Annotated in this window: 12 protein-coding genes and 1 tRNA gene; 3 read left to right on the forward strand and 10 right to left on the reverse strand. The window is 62.4% G+C overall.

The window, feature by feature from the left end:
* Window positions 1–19 precede the first annotated feature (19 nt).
* The gene (locus MESCI2_RS0105605) at window positions 20–997 is read right to left on the reverse strand and encodes an ABC transporter permease (RefSeq protein ID WP_027035708.1); all 978 of its coding nucleotides are present in this window, start codon (window positions 995–997) and stop codon (window positions 20–22) included.
* A 959-nt stretch (window positions 998–1,956) separates the two neighbouring features.
* Between MESCI2_RS0105605 and MESCI2_RS01000000134355 the strand changes: the two genes are divergently transcribed.
* Window positions 1,957–2,319 carry a hypothetical protein gene (locus MESCI2_RS01000000134355; protein WP_032900334.1) on the forward strand — a complete coding sequence of 121 codons (363 nt, stop codon included), beginning with the start codon at window positions 1,957–1,959 and terminating at the stop codon, window positions 2,317–2,319.
* 368 nt (window positions 2,320–2,687) lie between these two features.
* On the opposite strand, the gene MESCI2_RS0105625 is transcribed toward MESCI2_RS01000000134355, so the two are convergent.
* Together MESCI2_RS0105625 and MESCI2_RS0105630 are read right to left on the reverse strand one after the other, a co-directional pair.
* Window positions 2,688–2,764, reverse strand: a tRNA-His gene (locus MESCI2_RS0105625).
* A 370-nt stretch (window positions 2,765–3,134) separates the two neighbouring features.
* Complete coding sequence (locus MESCI2_RS0105630) at window positions 3,135–3,593, reverse strand: phasin (protein ID WP_013530255.1); 459 nt, start codon at window positions 3,591–3,593, stop codon at window positions 3,135–3,137.
* Between the two features lie 248 nt (window positions 3,594–3,841).
* On the opposite strand from MESCI2_RS0105630, the gene MESCI2_RS0105635 reads away from it, so the two are divergent.
* A complete protein-coding gene (locus tag MESCI2_RS0105635) occupies window positions 3,842–7,732 on the forward strand; it encodes a PAS domain S-box protein (protein WP_027035709.1) in 3,891 nt (1,296 codons plus the stop codon).
* A gap of 327 nt (window positions 7,733–8,059) precedes the next feature.
* Here MESCI2_RS0105635 and MESCI2_RS0105640 read toward each other — a convergent pair whose 3' ends face one another.
* Window positions 8,060–10,018 carry an acetoacetate--CoA ligase gene (locus MESCI2_RS0105640; protein WP_027035710.1) on the reverse strand — a complete coding sequence of 653 codons (1,959 nt, stop codon included), beginning with the start codon at window positions 10,016–10,018 and terminating at the stop codon, window positions 8,060–8,062.
* 254 nt (window positions 10,019–10,272) lie between these two features.
* Between MESCI2_RS0105640 and MESCI2_RS0105645 the strand changes: the two genes are divergently transcribed.
* Window positions 10,273–12,126, forward strand: a complete 1,854-nt coding sequence (locus MESCI2_RS0105645) for an AsmA family protein (protein WP_027035711.1) — start codon at window positions 10,273–10,275, stop codon at window positions 12,124–12,126.
* 23 nt (window positions 12,127–12,149) lie between these two features.
* Here the strand turns inward: MESCI2_RS0105645 and MESCI2_RS0105650 are convergent, their stop codons facing one another.
* The 6 genes from MESCI2_RS0105650 to MESCI2_RS0105675 all read right to left on the reverse strand — a co-directional run bounded on the left by MESCI2_RS0105650 (window position 12,150) and on the right by MESCI2_RS0105675 (window position 19,161).
* The gene (locus MESCI2_RS0105650) at window positions 12,150–12,968 is read right to left on the reverse strand and encodes an ABC transporter permease (protein ID WP_013530251.1); all 819 of its coding nucleotides are present in this window, start codon (window positions 12,966–12,968) and stop codon (window positions 12,150–12,152) included.
* A gap of 4 nt (window positions 12,969–12,972) precedes the next feature.
* Window positions 12,973–13,947, reverse strand: a complete 975-nt coding sequence (locus MESCI2_RS0105655; RefSeq protein ID WP_027035712.1) for an ABC transporter permease subunit — start codon at window positions 13,945–13,947, stop codon at window positions 12,973–12,975.
* A 9-nt stretch (window positions 13,948–13,956) separates the two neighbouring features.
* Entirely contained in the window at window positions 13,957–15,096 is a 1,140-nt protein-coding gene (locus MESCI2_RS0105660; RefSeq protein WP_013530249.1) for an ABC transporter ATP-binding protein, read from the reverse strand.
* 84 nt (window positions 15,097–15,180) lie between these two features.
* Window positions 15,181–16,278 carry a polyamine ABC transporter substrate-binding protein gene (locus MESCI2_RS0105665; RefSeq protein ID WP_027035713.1) on the reverse strand — a complete coding sequence of 366 codons (1,098 nt, stop codon included), beginning with the start codon at window positions 16,276–16,278 and terminating at the stop codon, window positions 15,181–15,183.
* Window positions 16,279–16,618: 340 nt separating this feature from the next.
* Window positions 16,619–17,569 carry a DMT family transporter gene (locus MESCI2_RS0105670; RefSeq protein ID WP_027035714.1) on the reverse strand — a complete coding sequence of 317 codons (951 nt, stop codon included), beginning with the start codon at window positions 17,567–17,569 and terminating at the stop codon, window positions 16,619–16,621.
* 149 nt (window positions 17,570–17,718) lie between these two features.
* Complete coding sequence (locus MESCI2_RS0105675) at window positions 17,719–19,161, reverse strand: helix-turn-helix domain-containing protein (RefSeq protein ID WP_027035715.1); 1,443 nt, start codon at window positions 19,159–19,161, stop codon at window positions 17,719–17,721.
* Window positions 19,162–19,384: the final 223 nt, after the last annotated feature.

A 19,384-nucleotide genomic window follows, 5' to 3' on the forward strand; every position in this document is an offset into this window, starting at 1 on the left:
ATCGCAAACAAGATATCGTTCAGATGTCCCCTTGGCTTTGTTGCGAGGTCTGCTCGTCCCTGGGGTTGATGAAGCTGTCCACCATGATCGCCAGCAATAGGATCAAGCTCTTGATCAGGTTTTGTGTGGTGTAGGTGATGTCGAGAATGGTCATGCCGTTGAGCAACACGCCGACCAGCAGCGTTCCCACCAGCACGTTGCGCACGCCGCCACGGCCGCCGCTCAGGCTTATACCGCCCAGCACCACGACGAGCAGTACATCGTAGATCATGGTGGAGTTGTAGACACGCGTGCTCATGCCGGACACAGCCGCCGCCATGACGATGCCAGCAAGGAAGGCGATCAGCGAACTCACGACATATTGCACAACGATCAGCGGCCTTAGCGGCAAACCAGTGATGCGGGCCGCCAGCGGATTGTCCCCTGCCGCGTAGACGAACCGGCCAAAACGGGTGCGCAGCAGCAGCAAGGCAATCAGGGCCGCAAGTACGGCGAAAGCGGCGATCGGCATCGGCAGGCCGAACAACAAACCACGTCCGAGAAAGTCGAACCATTCGACGCCGGTCGGGGAGTTCTGCACGTCGATCTCAAACAGGAAGGCGCGCCCGGATCCGTAGATCACCAGCCCCATGGCCAGGGTCGTGAAGATCGCCGGGATGTCCGCATAGGCAATCAGGATGCCGCTCGCCAGACCGATGGCAATGGTGAGCAGGAAGCCGTAGGCAAGGGCGGTATCGAACGGCGTGCCGGACTGCGCCAGGGACAGGACCCAAGACAGGGAGACCACCATCGTGGCGACCATTGCGAGGTCTATTCCCCGACCGATCACCACCAACCCCATGCCGAGCCCGAGGATGCCCAGAATCGAAACACTGCGCACCAGCGCTATGAGGTTGCCGGCGGTCAGGAAATTGTTGAGTGAGACCGCGAAGACGGCGAACATCGCAACGGCCAGTGCGAACACCACGCCCTCTTGCGACAATTGCACCTTCCCCATTCCGGACCTCCCAGACCGGCCGATGCCGATCCGCGGATGCGAACCCGCGCGATCGGCATCAAGCTGGCACAACATCCCTTTTTTGGAGGAGCCGAGACAGACCCGTCGATGGAATATCAGTTATGCTGGCCCGCCGCTCTATCGAGTCCGCGGCCCAAGCGGTGCCAAGCCCGTGTGGGCAGTCCGCGGCCCAGCCGCCGTCGATGATCATGGCGTCCCCGATCATCGAGCAAGACGCGTAGGTTGCATGATGGGACTATTTGGCCATGGGCTGCATTGATGGTCGATTCGAGGGTTTGCCATGTCCGTCATCGACAGCATCACTGGAATTTTCTCCTCGAAGCAAGAGGCCAAGAGGCCGTCTGCAAAGGCTGCTCCTAAGAAAGCCCTGCAAAAAGGCTGTTCCGGCTAAGTCAACAACGAACAAGAACAGCGGCCCCGCACCCGCGATGGCAGCCCATTCCAAAGATGCCGCGAGCAAGGGCAAGTCAGGCCAACCTAAGGCTGCCAGCTCAGAAAAAACCGGTTGAGCCAAGAAGGGAAACCCCGCTTCGGCGGGTTTCGCCGAACGAGAGCCATATGTGCAAGCAAGATGATGCTCGCTGATCTGGCCGCCACGGTCCGCCACTATCGACGGTCGTCCTACAGAACACTGGGCTCCGAGTCGCTGCCTCCTTCTCGCGAAGAGTGCTGCCGAAGGCACCTTGTTTGGCTCGCGGACGTTGCTGGCAAAGGCTACGTTGATCGTAGCATCACAAGGAATGGGTGGCCCGCAGCGCGTCGAACGGTCCTCGAAGGTCGCAGAGGCGACACTGCTTTTCTTTTCGAACGGACCAACAGTCCCGGCCTTGGGGCGGTGTAGACGCGCTTACTGGCGTGACCGGGTCTCAGGATGTTTTCCTGTGTGAAGACTGACGGTAGGGATTGCCGATTGCAAGAGCGGGTCCATAGTGACGGGGATGGGGGCGCAGTACGTTGATCTCGTTTTACTCGAGCAATCGCTGGCCGATACCGGTGGTTCTAATCGCCCGTTCTCTGATCGCGTGACCGACATTGCGCAGAAGACGGCTGGCTCCGTGCTGTTCGATGTTCGCGTCTACGACAATCCTGGCATTCAACGGATCGCGGCAATCGCCTACGGGGCGGACGGCGTCGTCGCGATCGTTATGGCCAGCGATGGAGGACTTGCTTCGGTGCCAGTCGATGATGGCAACTACGTTCTGATCGCGGAACTTAGCGCCTGGTACGCGCTGCCGATGGCCGAACAAATAAACACCAGTTACCTCGAGGCGGCGACCAAGCTGCTTGTCGAGCTCGCCTAGGCTGGCCGCATCCACAGGCGCATTCCGCTGGGAATCCTCGTCGGAAAGCGCCGTCACAAGCTTGATGGCCTCGTTCCAATGTCGCGCCACGTCAGCACGGGTAATGGTGCGGTCAGGTCGATAGGCCGGCAGAGCCCGAAAGTGCCTTCAGGTCGCGCAACACGGACGCAATGTGCGGCCATGGGAAATCGGTCGGATCGCCAATATCCCTGTCGGCGCCAACAATCATCTCCAGCTTTGCGATGACCTAGCGAGCGACAGCCCCATTTGTACCACAATGGGTAACACAAAAATGGAAAATTGCCGCGAGACCGCTCACCGGAATCCGGAAAGTCTATAAAGAATTCAATGGCCTATAGGAAAGCCGATGGTACCGTTGGCTGGGATCGAACCAGCGACCTCCGGATCCACAATCCGGCGCTCTAACCATCTGAGCTACAACGGCACGTTGCCTGAGCGGATCGAAACAGAAACTCATCCGCCCGCTCTGTCGTTCGGCGATGCGTCCTTACGGGCTTATGGATTCTAATTCAAGGCTTTTGGAAAGCAAAGGTCACTTCCCCACATCGGCGCGGCATTCGCCCAGCAAGAAGGCGCAGGCAAGGGCCGGGCGACGGACAAAGAAAAAGGCCGGCGGGAGGAGGTGCCGGCCTTTTCCTGTTACGAGCCAGCGGGAGGAGGTGCTGGCTGGTCACCCCGGGGAGCAGAGGGAGGAGGTTCCACTCACCGGGTATTCCTTGATGGCTGCCATTATACACCTGATCGTTTTTAAGAAAATGCGACCTTTTGTTGCATCTTCAGATCATGCGCAAATGTTAGGCAACCTTGATTTCCTTCATCGCCTTCTCGAAGGCGGTCTTGATCGGCTTGGAGACGTCCTCGGCCGCCTTGGAGGCAACGGCCTGGAAGTCCTTGGCCTGCTCGACGGTCGATTCGACGCGCTTGCGCAGGAAGGCGGTCTGCAACTCGACGACTTCCGACAGCGACTTGGCGCCGATCAGGGCCTCGAGGTGGGAAAAACCTGCCTCGGCATTGGCACGCAAAGCGGAGATGGTCTTGAGCGACAGGTCGTTGGAAACGGTCTTGGCGGTCTCGTAGGTCGACTCCAGAGCCTTCTGGGTCTCCTCGGCGCCGGTCTTCAGCTTGGCATAGGCCTCTTTCGACTGCTCAACGCCCTTTTCGGCGAAAGCGCGGATCTGGTCAGTGGCCTTGGAAGCGTCAAAGCTCGGGAATTCAACGTTTTCGATCGTCTCGGCGGTCTTGGTCCTGGACATTTTCCATCCTTTTCAGCGGCAGCGGCTTTGACAGAAAGCCGTCTCGTTCATGTATGATGGCAATATAAAGGCAAATTTTGTGCATTGCAATATCTTTGTTGCAGTGCACCATAAATTTCTTTTGGGCCGTTAACCAAGAGCCCAGATTCCAGCCTTTGCACGTTCTGGCTTGTGGACCTTCGCGCCTCCGGCTTTTATTAACAAAGCGTTAACTGCAAAATCGCCGCTCCGTGAGGTCCGCCAAGCGCATGCCGTCCGAATATTCCTTCCTTGATGTCGCCGTGCTCGACGCGGTCCGCCAGCGCTTTGCCGCAGGCGACGCGATCGCGATCCTGTCGGCGGATCTGGAGCAGGTTATCTGGGCCAATGGGCCAGGAGCCGCGATGTTCGGTTATCCCGACATCGAGGCGATCATCGGCGCCTCGGCGCAGTTGCCCGTGATCGCCAGGCGCCAGATCATGGCGACCAGCGGATTTCCAGAGATTGGCAGTGACCGTGCCATCATGGTGCGGCTGGCGACCGGAATGACCAGCCGCGCCGTCGGCTTCCTGGCCAGTGCGGTGACCATGCCGGACGCCGAAAAGGCGATCATGCTGGCAGTGCCGGCGGCTCAGACCGGGTCACGCAGTGCCAGCGAAATCGCCGCTCGCGCCATTAGCGGCTTCACCGAGGATGGCCACTTCATCGCCTTTGTCGACGCCGGCGGCCATGTCGAGGCGGCCTCGGAAGGATTTTTGGCACTGGGCATCCTGCCGGAGACGCTGGCTGCGCTCGTCGCCGACGTCGCGGCCGAGAGCGACCGCATCGTCAAGCGCCTCGTCCCCGGCCGCACGGTCTCCTATCCGGCAGGGCTGGCAAGATTGACCGAGGAACGGCATCTGCTGGTGGTGATCGACGAGGACCAACTCGACGACAAAGCCTCTGCCGACGAGAGCGTCGTGGAACCACAGCAGCCAGCCCCAACCGAGATTGCAGCTGCGGAAAGCACGATCGCCCAGCCGGAACCGGATCAGGACAACAGCCCGACAGTCGACAGCGAACACCCGGCTGCAGTGGACGAACCGAGCGTTGCGGAAGCCGCCGAGACCATATCGGTGCCTGCCGAGCCTGAGAATGCCTATCCCGCCGAGCAACCCGCGGAGGCGGCGGACAACGACTTGGGGAGTGCCGACGACACGCCGGCGCAGCATGATCACTGGTACTTTAATGCCGGTCAGGATGATGCACAACGAACCGACCGGCCAGCCGCAACCGATCCCGTTGAGCCTCCCGGCACCGTCGCGGAGGTTGCAGCGGAAAATCCGACGCAGGACGGCACGAAGGCCGCCGGGCCTCTCGAACGCCCGGTGGCGCGGTCGATAGACCGCGCGGCGGCGCCGGTACGCTTCGTCTGGCGCACCGATGCCGAAGGCAAGTTCAGCGCGCTGTCGCCGGAATTCGCCGACATCGTCGGCAAGCCGGCGGCCGACGTGATCGGCCGACGCTTCAGGGATGTCGCCGCTACATTCGGCCTCGACCCCTCCGGCGAGATATCGGGGCTCCTCGAACGGCGCGATACCTGGTCCGGGCGCTCCGTGCTGTGGCCGGTCGTCGGCACCGATCTGAAGATACCGGTCGACCTGGCGGCGCTGCCTGTCTATGGGCGCAGCCGCGCCTTCGAGGGTTTCCGCGGCTTCGGCGTCGCCCGCGCCAGCGACGCGGTCGTCGATCCGGAGGCCATCGGCATGGCGCTGGTGCCCAATGGCGAAGCGCCGGCAGCGCCGGAATCGAAACCCGTCGAGCCCGCGTTCGAAAAGCCGAAGGCTGAAGAGCCGAAGGCCGAGGACGCTCAGGCATCGGATCCGTTCAAAGGTGAGGTGCCGGCGCTGACCATCGTGCCGAAACCGGAACGGCGCTTTGCCGACAAGGTGATCCGACTGGCCGAACATCGCCAGCCAGCCAACGACAAGGGCCTGTCGACGCTGGAACGCAGCGCGTTTCGCGAGATCGGCGAGCGGCTGAAGAAGGACAGCGCCCCGGTCGAGCCGGCAGAGGCCGAGAAGCCGGATGTGCCGACAGCGGAGGCTGAGACTCCGGTCAAGGCGGCCGGCGAGGTTGCGTCGACGCCCGATGCCGTCCAGCAAGAAGGCCCGACGCATACCGGCGAAATCCCTGCGGCAGAACCAAGGAACGAACCGGTCGAGCCATCCGAGACCAATGTCGATGCCGAAGACGAGCAGGATCTGGCGCGGCTTGACGGCGGCCACCCGGACGAAGCGGTTCATGAGGGACCCTCCGAACCGAGTGTGACGGGCTCGTTGCTCGACTATGCCGGCCATGATGACGAACACGGCCCTGTGGTGGCGGAACCAGAAAGCACCAGGCCCGTCGCGACTGGCGAAGGGCCTGAAGCCACTGACGCGCCACATGACGTCCTCGATGATGACAGCATGACGTCAGCAGATTTTCGCGATGCCGAAGACAGTGAGGATTGGGCGCAGCCTGACGAGGAAGCCGCGTCGCCCGACAAGCAGGCGGTTGCCGAGGAAACCGTCGATGCAGGCGACGCCGCGGAAATACGCGTCGAGCGCCCTCGCCTGCAGGTTCCGCCGCTCAAGGCCGAAGGTTTCGTGCCGTCCGCGTTTTCCGCCGGAGATGAACACAAGGCTCCGGACACGTCGCTGCTCTGCAAGCTGCCCGTGCCGCTGCTCATCCATTCAGGAGACCAGTTGCACTATGCGAACGAGGAATTCCTCAGCCTGACCGGCTACGAGGCGCTCGACGATCTGGCGGATGCCGGCGGCCTCGGCGCGTTGTTTGCCGACCCCTATGCCGACGACGGCGTTTCCGACGGCACCGATCGCGCGCTGCGGCTGAAGACGCGTGATGGACAGGAATTCCCGATCGAGGCCATTTTGCGCTCTGTCCCCTGGCGCGACGGCAAGGCGCTGATGCTGGTCGTGCGACGCTCCGGCGAGGATGATGCGCCGGCGAGCCTGCATGTGGTTGGCGACGAGCAGACGCAGCCGGATATTTCCGAGCTCAAGGCGCGCATCGCCGAGATGCGCACCATTATCGACACCGCCACCGACGGCGTCGTGCTGATCGGCCGTGACGGCACCATCCGATCGATCAGCCGGCCGGCCGAAGCACTGTTCGGCTTCGACAGCGACGATGTGACCGGCAAGCCGTTCGCCTCGCTGTTTGCGATCGAAAGCCAGCGCGCGGCACGCGACTATCTCAATGGACTGTCCGAGCCCGGCGTGGCGAGCGTCATGAACGACGGCCGCGAGGTGATCGGGCGCGAATCGCAAGGACGCTTCATTCCGCTGTTCATGACCATCGGCCGGCTGCCCAACGACAGCGGCTTCTGCGCCGTCGTTCGCGATATCACGCAGTGGAAGCGGGCCGAAGAGGACTTGACGCAGGCACGTGCGGTGGCCGAGCGCGCGTCCTCGCAGAAGACCGATTTCCTCGCCCGCATCAGCCACGAGATCCGCACCCCGCTCAACGCCATCATCGGCTTTTCCGAACTGATGGTCGACGAGAAATTCGGACCTGTCGCCAACGACCGCTACCGCGACTATCTGCGCGACATCAACCGCTCGGGCAATCATGTGCTCGACCTGGTCAACGACCTGCTCGACATCTCCAAGATCGAGGCTGGCCAGCAGGAGATGGCCTATGAGGCGGTGTCGCTCAACGACACGCTGGCCGAGACGGTGGCGATGATGCAGCCGCAGGCCAACCGCGAACGGGTCATCATCCGCTCCAGCTTCGCTTCGCGGCTGCCGGAAGTGGTGGCCGACCTGCGCAGCGTGCGCCAGATCGCGCTCAACATCCTGTCGAATGCCATCCGCTACACCCAGGCCGGCGGCCAGGTGATCGTCTCGACCGCCTATGAGACCTCGGGCGACGTCGTCATGCGGGTGCGCGACACCGGCATCGGCATGAGCCATGCCGAGATCGAGCAGGCGCTGAAGCCGTTCAAGCAGATCAACGCGCTGAAGCGCGGACGCGGCGACGGGACCGGGCTTGGACTGCCGTTGACCAAAGCGATGGTGGAAGCCAACCGTGCACGCTTCACCATCAATTCGACACCGGGCGAAGGTACCTTGGTCGAGGTCGCTTTTCCGTCGACCCGTGTGCTCGCGGAATAGATCAGCCCTCTCCGCGGTACGGTCCCGATAAAAAGAAAAGGCGCCCAAAGGACGCCTTAAGAGATGGGATTGCTGTCACAACGGGGGCTTGAGCGAATTCGGATCCTCGGGGCTGAGGAACGGGATTTCTCCCTCAAGTTACCTGCGACTATCGACGCCGGACCTTAACAACTCCTTACCGGGGCGGCGGAAAATTTACGAATGTGTACCACTCATGAAATCTAGGTAAATTCTAGCGAGATATTTCGTTAACCATGCCGGAAAGCCTTTTTCATGCATGTCGTTGTCTCCAAACCGGAGCCACTTTTGAGCGACATGCCGTAGCAGTTACTCGGCCAGCTGCGGCAGGTTCTTGAACAGCTCCAGCGCCTCTGGATTGGCGAGCGCCTCCTTGTTCTTGATGGCGCGGCCATGCACCACGTCGCGTACCGCAAGCTCGGTGATCTTGCCCGACTTGGTGCGCGGGATGTCGGTGACGGCGACGATCCTTGCCGGCACGTGACGCGGGCTCGCGCCGCTACGGATTTTTGCCCGTATGCGTTTTTCCAGATCCTCGTCGAGCTGAACACCGGCGGCCAGGCGCACGAACAGGATGACGCGCACGTCGTTGTCGAAGTCCTGTCCGATGCACAATGCTTCCAGTATCTCAGGCATCTGCTCGACCTGGTTGTAGATCTCCGCCGTGCCGATCCTCACCCCGCCCGGGTTGAGCGTGGCGTCGGAGCGGCCATGGATGATGAGGCCGCCATGCTCGGTCCATTCGGCGAAATCGCCGTGGCACCAGACATTGTCGAAACGCTCGAAATAGGCCGCCCGGTACTTCTTGCCCTCGGGGTCGTTCCAGAAGCCGATCGGCATCGCCGGAAAGGCTTTTGCGCAGACCAGCTCGCCCTTTTCCTGCCGGACCGGCCTGCCGTCGTCGTCCCAGACATCGACCGCCAGGCCGAGGCCAGGTCCCTGGATCTCGCCGGTCCAGACCGGCTGCGTCGGCACGCCGAGCACGAAGCAGGAGACGATGTCGGTGCCGCCGGAGACCGAGGCCAGATGCACGTCCTTCTTGATGCCGTCATAGACGAAGCGGAAATCTTCCGGCGACAGCGGCGAGCCGGTGGAGGAGATTGCCCGCACAGTGGCCAGATCATGCGTGCGGACCGGCTTGAGGCCGGCCTTGCGCACGGAATCGATGAACTTGGCCGAGGTGCCGAAGAAAGTCATCTTCTCGGCATCGGCGAAATCGAACAGCACATTGCCGTCGGGGTAGAAGGGCGAACCGTCATAGAGCAGCAGCGTCGCACCCGAAGCGAGACCCGATACCAGCCAGTTCCACATCATCCAGCCGCAGGTGGTGAAGTAGAAAAAGCGGTCGCCGTCGAGGAGACCGGCATGCAGCCGGTGTTCCTTGACGTGCTGGATCAGCGTGCCGCCGGCCGAATGGACGATGCATTTGGGAATGCCGGTCGTTCCCGACGAGAACAGGATGTAGAGCGGATGCGAAAACGGCAGCGGCTCGAAGGCAACGGGCTTGCCGGCGAAGGGCGACAGCGCCTCTTCCAGCGCTACCGCCTTGTCGATGGTCCCGGCGACATCGCTCGATGTGCCGAGATAGTCGACTAGCAGGATCTTGCGGACAGTGCCGAGCTTGGCCGCGACCGCGGCGATCTTGTCGGCGACTTCGATCGCCTTGCCGTTGTACCAATAGCCGTCCGGCGCGATGAAGACGACCGGCTCGATCTGGCCGAACCTGTCGAGCACGCCCTGCTCGCCGAAATCGGGAGAGCAGGACGACCAGACGGCGCCGATCGAGGCGGCGGCCAGCATGGCGGCGACGGTCTCCGGCATGTTGGGCATCATGGCGGCAATGCGGTCGCCCTTCTTCACCTTGAGCGACAGGAAAAGCTGCTGCAGCAGCGAAGTCAGAGCGTGCAACTCGTTCCAGGACAGCCGGCGCTCGACCTTGTCTTCGCCGCGAAACACGATTGCGTCGCCTGAGCCGGTCTTCTTCAGCAGATTCTCGGCGAAATTGAGTGTCGCATCGGGAAAGAAAGAAGCGCCGGGCATCTTGCCGCCGTCGACGAGCAGCCTATCGCCCTTGTCGCCGACGATGCCGCAGAAATCCCAGACCAGGCTCCAGAACCCTTCACGGTCCTCGACCGACCAGGCATGAAGCTGCGAATACGAGGAAAACGCTGCGCCGGCTTTCACTCCGGCGACCTTGGTGAAGGCGGTCAAGGGTGCTGCGTCAATCTGGTCTTGCGTCGGGGTCCAGAGCGGTTGTCCGGCAGCCATGATCGTTCCTCCACGGTCGCCATCGCTTATGCATATCGCAGCGCAGCAGAGCAAGATTTTGTTCGGCTGATGCGACCAGATGTGCGCAAATGCCATCGCCGGGCCATAAAGACTTGAAATGCCTCAGCCCTAAGTCGTAGTGACAACTTGAAGTCGTAGTGGCGGCCGGAAGTCGTGGTGACGACTGCAGTCGTGGCGACGACTGGGGTTACACCCGTCGGGCGATTTGTCGGAATGGAAGCATACGGGGCCATATGCCATCATCTATGATCCGGCGCGGAATATGGGCGATCGGCGCTGCCGTGATCGTCGTCGCGCTGGTCGTTGCCGCCCTGCCGCTGATTGCCTCCACCCGTATCGTGCGCGACCGCATCGCCTGGGAAATGAGTGCGTGGAGCGGCTTCCGGGTCGCCATCGACGGTTCGCCGCGCATCGAGGTCTGGCCGACATTCCGCGCGATCCTGACCGATGTGACGCTTTCACAATGGACCGACACCGAGGCGCCGCCGGTGGTCGAGGCAGAACGGGTCGAGGTCGACCTTTCCGCCATGGCGGCGCTACGCGGCGACGTGGTGTTTTCGACGGCGCGGCTGGTGCGGCCGACGATCCGGGTTCAGCGCACGCCTGCCGGCCTTTTCCTGCCTGCTGTCCCGACCGGCGGGCGCATCACGCGCTCCATCGACACGGCGCGCGGCCTGGTCAACGCCGACCCCGCCAAGCCGGACCTCGACAAGCTGCCTACCGACACCTTCGGCACGGTCGAGTTTCGCGACGGCCGCATGGTAGCCTCCATCGGCGGCAAGGACGTCGAGATCCTGAGCAGTTTGAACGGTCAAGCGAATTGGGCGGCGATGAACAGCAATGCGACGCTGTCGGCAACAGGGATCTGGCGGGGCGAAAGCGTCGCGCTGGACGTCGCCTCGGCCAAACCGCTTGTGCTGTTTGCCGGCGGCACGGCGCCGCTGACGCTGTCCTTCAAGGCAGCACCCGCCACCTTCTCGTTCGACGGCACGGCCAGCATGTCTGAAAATACCTATTTCGACGGTCAGGCGAAGTTCTCGGCACCCTCGCTGCGGCGCGTCCTGGAATGGTCGCAGGCCGGCATCGCTCCGGGTGCGGCGATCGGCTCGGTCAGCATTTCGAGCAAGATCACCGCGACGGGCGGGCGCGTCAAGTTCGACAACACGGCAATTGCACTCGACAACAATCCGGGGATGGGTGCACTGGACCTCTCGCTTGGTGAAGCACAACCTGTGATCTCCGGCACGCTCGCCTTCGACACGCTCGACCTCAGATCGTTTCTGTCGGCCTTCACCCCGCTGGTGCCGACCGGAGGGGCGGGACCCGGCGAAATCGACACAAGTTTCGCCGACAAGATCAATCTCGATCTGAGGCTGTCGGCAGCCCACGCCACGGCGGGGCCTATCCAGCTCGCCGATGTCGCCGCCACGGCCCAGGTCAAGGATGGTCTGTCCGTCTTCGACATCTCCGATGCCTCGGCCTTCGGCGGCAACATCCAGACCAGCCTTCGCTTCGATCGCAAGCCGGAGGGCTCGCAGGTCGAAATCCGCCTTCTGGCGTCCGACATCGACGGCGGTGCTTTCGGTACGGCGGCAGGGATGACGCGGCTGGTGCCGGTCGGCACGGGCACCGTCTCGGTGATCCTCAAGGGGCCGGGCAGAACCTGGGATTCCATCTTCGACAATGCCGACGGCTCGGTCTCGGCGACGTTCGGACCGGGTGCGTTGAGCAAGCTCAACCTGCCGGCCTTCCTCAAACATACCGAACAGGGCGGCTTCTTCGCGCTCGACGATGTCTCCGACGGAACATTGCCGATCGACGGCGCCGAGATCAAGGCCACCATTTCGAAGGGCGTGGCGCGGATCGACAAGGCCGAGGCCAATTCAGCGAAGTACAAGATCTGGCTGTCCGGCATCGCGTCCTACGCCGGGCGCGGACTGGCTTTGTCCGGCGGCGTCATTCAACCTGACCAGGCGGCAACGCAGGCCAACGGCCAGCAAGGTCCCAACCAGTCATCGTTCTTCGTCGGCGGAACCTGGAGCACGCCGTTCATTTCCCCGATCAGCCGCGGCGTTTCGGGGGAATAGGCCGCCACCGCGCCTTCTGTTTTTCACCCGCGCTGCGCCGCCTGCTCATCGAGCTGGCGCTGCACCTCACGCCGTTTGTTGGCAAGCGAGGCGATGATGACGCCAATCGCCACGACGGCGATCAGGATGGTGCAGGCAGCGTTGATTTCCGGCGTCACGCCGAGGCGAACCTGGCTGTAGATCTTCATCGGCAGCGTCGTCGCGCCCGGCCCCGAGGTGAAGCTGGCGATGACCAGATCGTCGAGCGAAAGCGTGAAAGCCAGCATCCAGCCGGAAACGATTGCCGGCATGATGACCGGCAATGTGATCTGGAAGAAGGTCTTCACCGGCGTCGCGCCAAGATCCATCGCGGCTTCTTCCAGCGAGCGGTCGAAGGTCATGAGGCGCGACTGCACGACCACGGCGACGAAGCACATGGTCAGCGTGATGTGGGCGAGCGTCACGGTGAGGAAGCCGCGGTCTAGCCCGACGGCGACGAAGAGCAGCAGCAGCGACAGGCCGGTGATGACTTCCGGCATGACCAGCGGCGCAAAGACCATGCCGGAGAACAGCACCCTGCCCTTGAAGCGCGTGTAGCGGGTCAAGGTGAGTGCCGCCAGGGTGCCCAGTACCGTCGCAACCGTGGCCGAGATCAGGCCAACACGCGCCGTCACCCAGGTCGCGTCCATGAGACCCTGGTTGTGGAACAGCGAGACGTACCATTTGGTCGAGAAACCGCCCCAGACCGTGACCAGTTTCGATTCGTTGAACGAGAAGACGATGAGCAGCACGATCGGCAGATAGAGAAAGGCAAAGCCAAGCACGATCGAGGTAATGTTGAAGCGGCTCCAGGTGGCGTTCATGAGGTCACCTGTCCATTTCCTGAGCGCGCGCCTGAGCCCGCTGGAAGAGCATGATCGGCACGATCAGCAGCAATAGCAGGATGACGGCAACGGCCGACGATACCGGCCAGTCGCGATTGGCGAAGAACTCGTTCCACAACGTCTTGCCGATCATCAGCGTCTGCGAGCCGCCGAGCAGATCGGGAATGACGAATTCGCCGACAGCCGGAATGAACACCAGCAGACAGCCGGCGATGACGCCGGGCAGCGACAGCGGGAAGGTGATCTTCCAGAACGCGCTGGTCGGCGGACAGCCAAGATCCTTGGCCGCCTCGATCAGCGAATAGTCCATCTTCTCGAGAGCGGAATATAGCGGCAGCACCATGAACGGCAGGTAGGAATAGACGATACCGATGAAGATAGCCGTGTAAGTGTTGAGGATGATCAGCGGCTGGTGGATGACGCCGGTGGCGAGCAGCAGCTGATTGAGCAGCCCTTCGGGCTTGAGGATGCCGATCCAGGCGTAGACGCGGATCAGGAACGAGGTCCAGAACGGCAGGATCACCAGCATCAGCAAGGTTGGGCGGATCGTGGCCGGCGCGCGCGCCATGCCGTAGGCGATCGGATAGCCGACGAGCAATGTCAGGACCGTCGAGACCGCGGCAATGATGACGCTGGTCACATAGGCGTTGAAGTAGAGCGCGTCCTGCGTCAGCCAGGTGTAATTGTCGAGGCTGAGTTGTTTCAGCTGAGCAAGGAACCCTGAAATACCGCCGCTGAAATCGAGCGCCGGCGTATAGGGCGGAATGGCGATAGCCGTCTGCGACAGCGAGATCTTGAAGACGATGACGAACGGAATGAGGAAGAAGAACAGCAGCCAGACATAGGGGATGATGATGACCAGGCGGCCAAAGAAGGCAGCACCCAGCCTGGCGAGGGCGGATTTGCCGGCATTGGTTGCCGGAGGGGCTGAGGCGGTGGTGGCGGTGGCGCTTGACATGGTCGCCCCCTACCGCGTCAGCACGACGCCGGCGTCGGGCCGGAAGGAAACCCAGGCGCGGTCGTTCCAGCTCAACGGATCCTCGGTGATGCGGGCCGCGTTCATGGTGCTGGCGCGCACCACCTGGCCGTCGTCCAGCCTGACATGATAGACGGTCATGTCGCCGAGATAGGCGATGTCGTAGACCTCGCCCTCGATGGCGTTGACCGCCTCGGCCGGCTTCTTCGACGACACCTTGATCTTTTCGGGCCTGATGGCGAAGGTGACGGCCGTCCCGGCGCCGGCGGTGCCGGCATTGTCGGTGCGGATGGTGATGCCGTTGCCGGCATCGATGCTGGCGCTGCCGGCCTCGCCACGCGCGATCTTGCCCTCGAACATGTTCACATTGCCGACGAAGCCAGCGACGAAGCGCGACCCCGGCGCCTCATAGACTTCGGCCGGCGTTGCCACCTGCATCACCTCGCCCTTGTCGATGATGGCGATGCGATCGGCCATGGTCATCGCCTCTTCCTGGTCGTGGGTGACGACGACGAAGGTCAGGCCGAGGTTCTGCTGCAGGTCCATCAGTTCGAACTGCGTCTCTTCGCGCAGCTTCTTGTCCAACGCGCCGAGCGGCTCGTCGAGCAGCAGCACCTTCGGCCGTTTGGCGACCGAACGGGCGAGCGCGACGCGCTGGCGCTGGCCGCCGGACAGTTGATGCGGCTTGCGCTTGGCGAACTGCTCGAGTTTGACCAGCTTCAGCATCTCGGCAACGCGCGAGGCGATTTCGGGCTTCGGCATGCCGTCCTGCTTCAGGCCGAAGGCGATGTTGTTCTCCACCGTCATATGCGGGAACAGCGCATAGGACTGGAACATCATGTTGACAGGCCGCCGGTAGGGCGGGATACCGCGCAGATCCTGGCCGTCGAGCAGGATGCGGCCGGCTGTCGGCTCCTCGAAGCCAGCGAGCATCCTGAGCAGCGTCGACTTCCCGCAGCCGGAAGCACCGAGCAGCGCGAAGAACTCGCGCTCGAAGATGGTCAGAGACAGATTGTTGACGGCGGTGAAGTCACCGAACTTCTTGGTGACGTTGTCGAACTGGATGTACGGCTTGGCGTTCGGGTCGTTCCACGGTGCAAAATCCCTGCGGATGCTGCCAAGCGATTTCATGTCCCACTCCGTCCTGATTTTCTTGCTTCTTGCCCCAGATAGAAACGGTCCCGGCAGGTGGCTGCCGGGACCGTGTCGGATTGCTTACTGGCCAGTGACGATCTTGGTCCAGGTGCGCGTGATGACGCGCTGGGTCTTGGGATCGTAGGGCGAGACGGTGTAGAGCTTCTTTATGGTCTCGGCATCGGGATAGACCGAAGGATCATCCAACAGCGCCTTGTCGACGAATTGCTGCGAAGCCTTGTTGCCGTTTGCGTAGAGCACGTAGTTCGACGACTTGGCGATAACTTCCGGCTTCATCATGTAATTGATGAACTCGAGCGCCTCGGCGACATGAGGTGCATCGGCAGGGATCGCCATCTGGTCGAACCACATCTGCGCACCCTCCTTCGGCACGGAATAGCCGATCTCGACGCCCTGCTTGGCCTCGACCGCGCGGTTGCGGGCCTGGAACACGTCACCCGACCAGCCGACCGCCAGGCAGATATCGCCGTTGGCGAGCGCGTTGATGTATTCGGAGGAATGGAACTTCCTGATGTAAGGCCGCACCTTGAGCAAGGTCTCCTCGGCCTTGGCGATATCATCGGGTGACGTGCTGTTCGGGTCGAGGTTGAGATATTTCAACGCCGCCGGGATGATATCTGCCGGCGAGTCCAGCACGTAGACGCCGCAGTCCTTCAATTTGGCCAGGCTATCGGGATTGAAGAAGACGTCCCAGCTGTCGATCTTGTCAGTGCCAAGCGCCGCCTGCACCTTCTTGATGTTGTAGCCGATGCCAACCGTGCCCCACATGTAGTTGACCGAGTATTCGTTGCCGGGGTCGTACTTGGCGGTGCGCTCGGTAACCGTGTCCCACATGTTGGAAATGTTGGGCAGTTTCGACTTGTCGAGCTTCTGGAACACGCCGGCCTGGATCTGGCGCGCAAGGAAATTGCCGCTGGGCACGACGACGTCATAGCCGCTGCCGCCGGCAAGCAGCTTGGTCTCAAGGATTTCGTTGGAATCGAAGGTGTCATAGACGACCTTGATGCCGGTTTCCTTGGTGAAATCGTCGATGATCGAACTGTCGATGTAGTCCGACCAGTTGAAGACGTTGACGACACGATCCGCGGCGTGACCGCCGACGGTGAACAATGTCAGGAATGCCGAGGTTGCCGAAAGCCAGAGCGCTTTGCGGATCATGCTATTCTCCTTTGATGAGTGTTCCTTCACCGGCTCGTCGCGATATCAGCGCGACCGGCATTTTCTTCAGACTATTGAGCTTTCCAAGGGGCGACAAGCGCGAACTGCCGAGACCATGCAGGCGGTTCGATGAGATGGCTGGACGCCCCTGAGGCGGCCTGGGAGGCGTGCCAATACCGTCATAGGCTTTCGCCGTGGCGCGGGCAGAGATACGACGATATGGTCCGGTCCCGATCGGACCGGCTGGGAGACTTGGCAAGATACGCCTGTCTTGTTGTTGCCGTAATACCAGCCTGCCCGTGCTGCAGCGACGTTGTCAATGGCAAAGCTGCAGGCCGCTTCAATTAGGCGACGGCACCCCGGTGACCCCTGCGCGTTCGGGGCGTGCCTGGCGCTTGAATTCGAGCCCGATATGGACGAGCAGCGCCGTGACCACAACCGCGCCGCCGATGATGGTGCGCCCCGACGGCACCTCGGAATGGATGAGCCAGACCCATATCGAGCCGAGGATCGGCTCGAACGTGCCGAGCAGCGCCGCGATGGCCGCCGGGATCAGTCGCGCGCCGGTGGCGAAGAAGGCGAGGCCGAGGCCGAGATTGACCACGCCGAAGGCAAACAGAAAGCCCATGTCACTGACTGACACGGTGAGGGTCGATGCCTGCGAGACGGCAAAGCCGGCCGCGAGCATGGTGCCGAGGCACGTCGCCGGCGTCATGCGCACGCCGGAAAACCGTCGGGTGATGACGGTGGCGACCGAGAACATGACCGCGATCAACAGCGCCAGCCCATCGCCTATCGGCGAGACGGCGCCATCCAGCGATTCCGACACCATGATGGCGACGCCGGTGATGACGGCCGCGATTGCCACCCAGGTGGCGACACCGACCCTTTCGCGAAACAACGCCCAGGCAAACAGCGCCGCCAGCAACGGCACGCCTGCCTGCATCAAAAGGATGTTGGCGACGGTGGTGTAGGCCAGTGCCACGACGAAGGCGGTCGACGCGGTGGCAAAGCAGATCCCGACGGCAAGGCCGGGCAGACCCATGTCGCGGAACAGGTTCAGCGTGCCACGCCAGCCGTCACGCCAGACCATGAAGCAGACCAGGAAGGCGGCTGCCCAGACGGAGCGCCAGAAAATGACCGTCCAGCTGTCACCGACGGTGATGAAGCGGGCGATGGTGCCGCCGAAGCTCCACATCAGCGCCGACAGGAAGACCAAAAGCATGCCGACGCGTTCCTCGCGCGGCGAGACGGCTGGCGATGCGACGATCGGCGATGCGGTATCGATCATGGCTGCCACTGTCGGGCTTTTGTGGACGGGACGATGCGCAAGGGACGACAAAAAGATGCTCTGTTCGCGTAACGCAAAGGCGCAGGCCGGAACTGAGCCAGCGGCCGGCGACAATTGTGGCACCTTGCCCCCATTCAGAGGACACGGCGTTACTGGAAATCGAAGGCACTCAGGCCCGTCACCATCTCGTCGAGGCCGAGCGGACGCGTCACCGGCGGTTCGGCCCGCGCCAGGCAGCCGACTCGTTCGCAAAGCCGGCAGGCAGGCCCGACCGGCGTCGCCGCGATGCTGCCGGCCTTTGCGGTGATTGCCGCACCGGGTAATGCCGCGCCATAGACGATTTCGTCACGAAAGCCGATGTCGCAACCGAGCAGCAGTGCGGTGCGGCGCGGGCGTTCCGAGAATGCGCCTTGCGGCCCTTCCAGCGTGCGGGCGACGCACAGGAACTCGGCGCCGTCGGGCATTTCCACTGCCTCGACGAAGACCTGGCCGGGCTGGGTGAAGGCGACATGCACGGGCAGCTTGGGACAGCCGCCGCCAAAGCGGCTTTGAGGAAAGCCCTGGCTGCCGGCCTTGCGGAAGCGGTTGCCGGCATTGTCGACCTCCAGCATGAAAAACGGCACGCCCGAGGCACCCTGCCGCTGCAGCATGGTCAGCCGGTTGGCTGCCTGTTCGAAGGAGACGCCGAAGCGCGAGCGCAGGACATCGATGTCGTAGCGGGCGCGCACGGCAGCCGCGTGAAAAGCCTGATAGGGCATCATCAGCGCATGCGCCGCATAACGGCCAAGTTCGAAGCGGGCCAGGCGGCGCGCCTCGTCGGTGCTCAGCTTGAGCGCCTGGATCTCGCCGGCGACCGCGACCGTCATGCGGATCAGGCAGGCCTCCATCGCGACCTCGCGCAGCTGGTCGAACGGCGACAGGCGTTCGGACAGGAACAGGCGCTGCGAATGACGATCATAACGGCGGCGCCAGTTCGGCATGGTGGCGACCGGCAGCACCTTGACCACGATGCCATATTCGCGCTTCAGCCAGGCCTTCAGCGCGCCGAACAGATCGTCGCCGGGATCGAGCACCGAGGTGAACGCCGCGGCCTCCTCCTCGAGGGCAGCAAAATGGTTCGGCCGGCGCTCGAAAATCTCGTGCACCTCGTCGATCGGCAGGCGGGCGCCGGAAAGCGCCGTCGCCCGACCTTCGCGCGCCAAAAGCTCGTTGAGGTCGGACAGGCGCTCGGCCTGCTCGCGATAGGCGCGGAACAGTTTTATCACCGCCGCGGACGCATTGGGCGCCGCCTCAGCAAGCTCGATCAGTTCCTGATCACCCGGCAGCTCGCCGACCAGAAGAGGGTCGGTGAACACTTCTTTCAAGGCAGCGACAGATCCCCTCGCCTCGCCCTGCAGCTCGTGTGGATCGACCTTGTAGACGGAGGCCAGCCTGAGGATCAGCTGCACCGTCAGCGGCCGCTGGTTGCGCTCGATCAGATTGAGATAGGATGGCGAAATGCCAAGACCCTCGGCCATCGCCGTCTGGGTCAGGCCCTTGGCGTTGCGGATGCGGCGGATGCGCGGCCCGGCGAAGATCTTCTGGTCAGCCACGGACTGTCCTTTACAGCATTTACACGAATTTTCTGGGCTTTGGCCTTTTACAACGATGACAAATTTACAACGCACCTCTGTCAAACACAACACAGGTTTTCTCTTATATTGTGCCGGTTTTGTGGATTTATGTAGCTGATTTCGCGCAGAAATGTAAATCCAGTCATACCCAATGACCCCAAATTCTTTACGCCTTGACACAGATCAGCAATCCCTCGGAGTG

The organism is Mesorhizobium ciceri WSM4083, from assembly GCF_000519305.1.
GTDB lineage: Bacteria > Pseudomonadota > Alphaproteobacteria > Rhizobiales > Rhizobiaceae > Mesorhizobium > Mesorhizobium ciceri_B.

What these genes read in the sequence shown, in the direction of transcription:
- MESCI2_RS0105635 (WP_027035709.1), top strand. Translation starts at nt 3,842, where the DNA reads ATGCCGTCCGAATATTCCTTCCTTGATGTCGCCGTGCTCGACGCGGTC.
- MESCI2_RS0105630 (WP_013530255.1), bottom strand. Translation starts at nt 3,593, where the DNA reads ATGTCCAGGACCAAGACCGCCGAGACGATCGAAAACGTTGAATTCCCG.
- MESCI2_RS0105640 (WP_027035710.1), bottom strand. Translation starts at nt 10,018, where the DNA reads ATGGCTGCCGGACAACCGCTCTGGACCCCGACGCAAGACCAGATTGAC.
- MESCI2_RS0105670 (WP_027035714.1), bottom strand. Translation starts at nt 17,569, where the DNA reads ATGATCGATACCGCATCGCCGATCGTCGCATCGCCAGCCGTCTCGCCG.
- MESCI2_RS0105655 (WP_027035712.1), bottom strand. Translation starts at nt 13,947, where the DNA reads ATGTCAAGCGCCACCGCCACCACCGCCTCAGCCCCTCCGGCAACCAAT.
- MESCI2_RS0105665 (WP_027035713.1), bottom strand. Translation starts at nt 16,278, where the DNA reads ATGATCCGCAAAGCGCTCTGGCTTTCGGCAACCTCGGCATTCCTGACA.
- MESCI2_RS0105605 (WP_027035708.1), bottom strand. Translation starts at nt 997, where the DNA reads ATGGGGAAGGTGCAATTGTCGCAAGAGGGCGTGGTGTTCGCACTGGCC.
- MESCI2_RS0105660 (WP_013530249.1), bottom strand. Translation starts at nt 15,096, where the DNA reads ATGAAATCGCTTGGCAGCATCCGCAGGGATTTTGCACCGTGGAACGAC.
- MESCI2_RS0105650 (WP_013530251.1), bottom strand. Translation starts at nt 12,968, where the DNA reads ATGAACGCCACCTGGAGCCGCTTCAACATTACCTCGATCGTGCTTGGC.
- MESCI2_RS01000000134355 (WP_032900334.1), top strand. Translation starts at nt 1,957, where the DNA reads ATGGGGGCGCAGTACGTTGATCTCGTTTTACTCGAGCAATCGCTGGCC.
- MESCI2_RS0105645 (WP_027035711.1), top strand. Translation starts at nt 10,273, where the DNA reads ATGCCATCATCTATGATCCGGCGCGGAATATGGGCGATCGGCGCTGCC.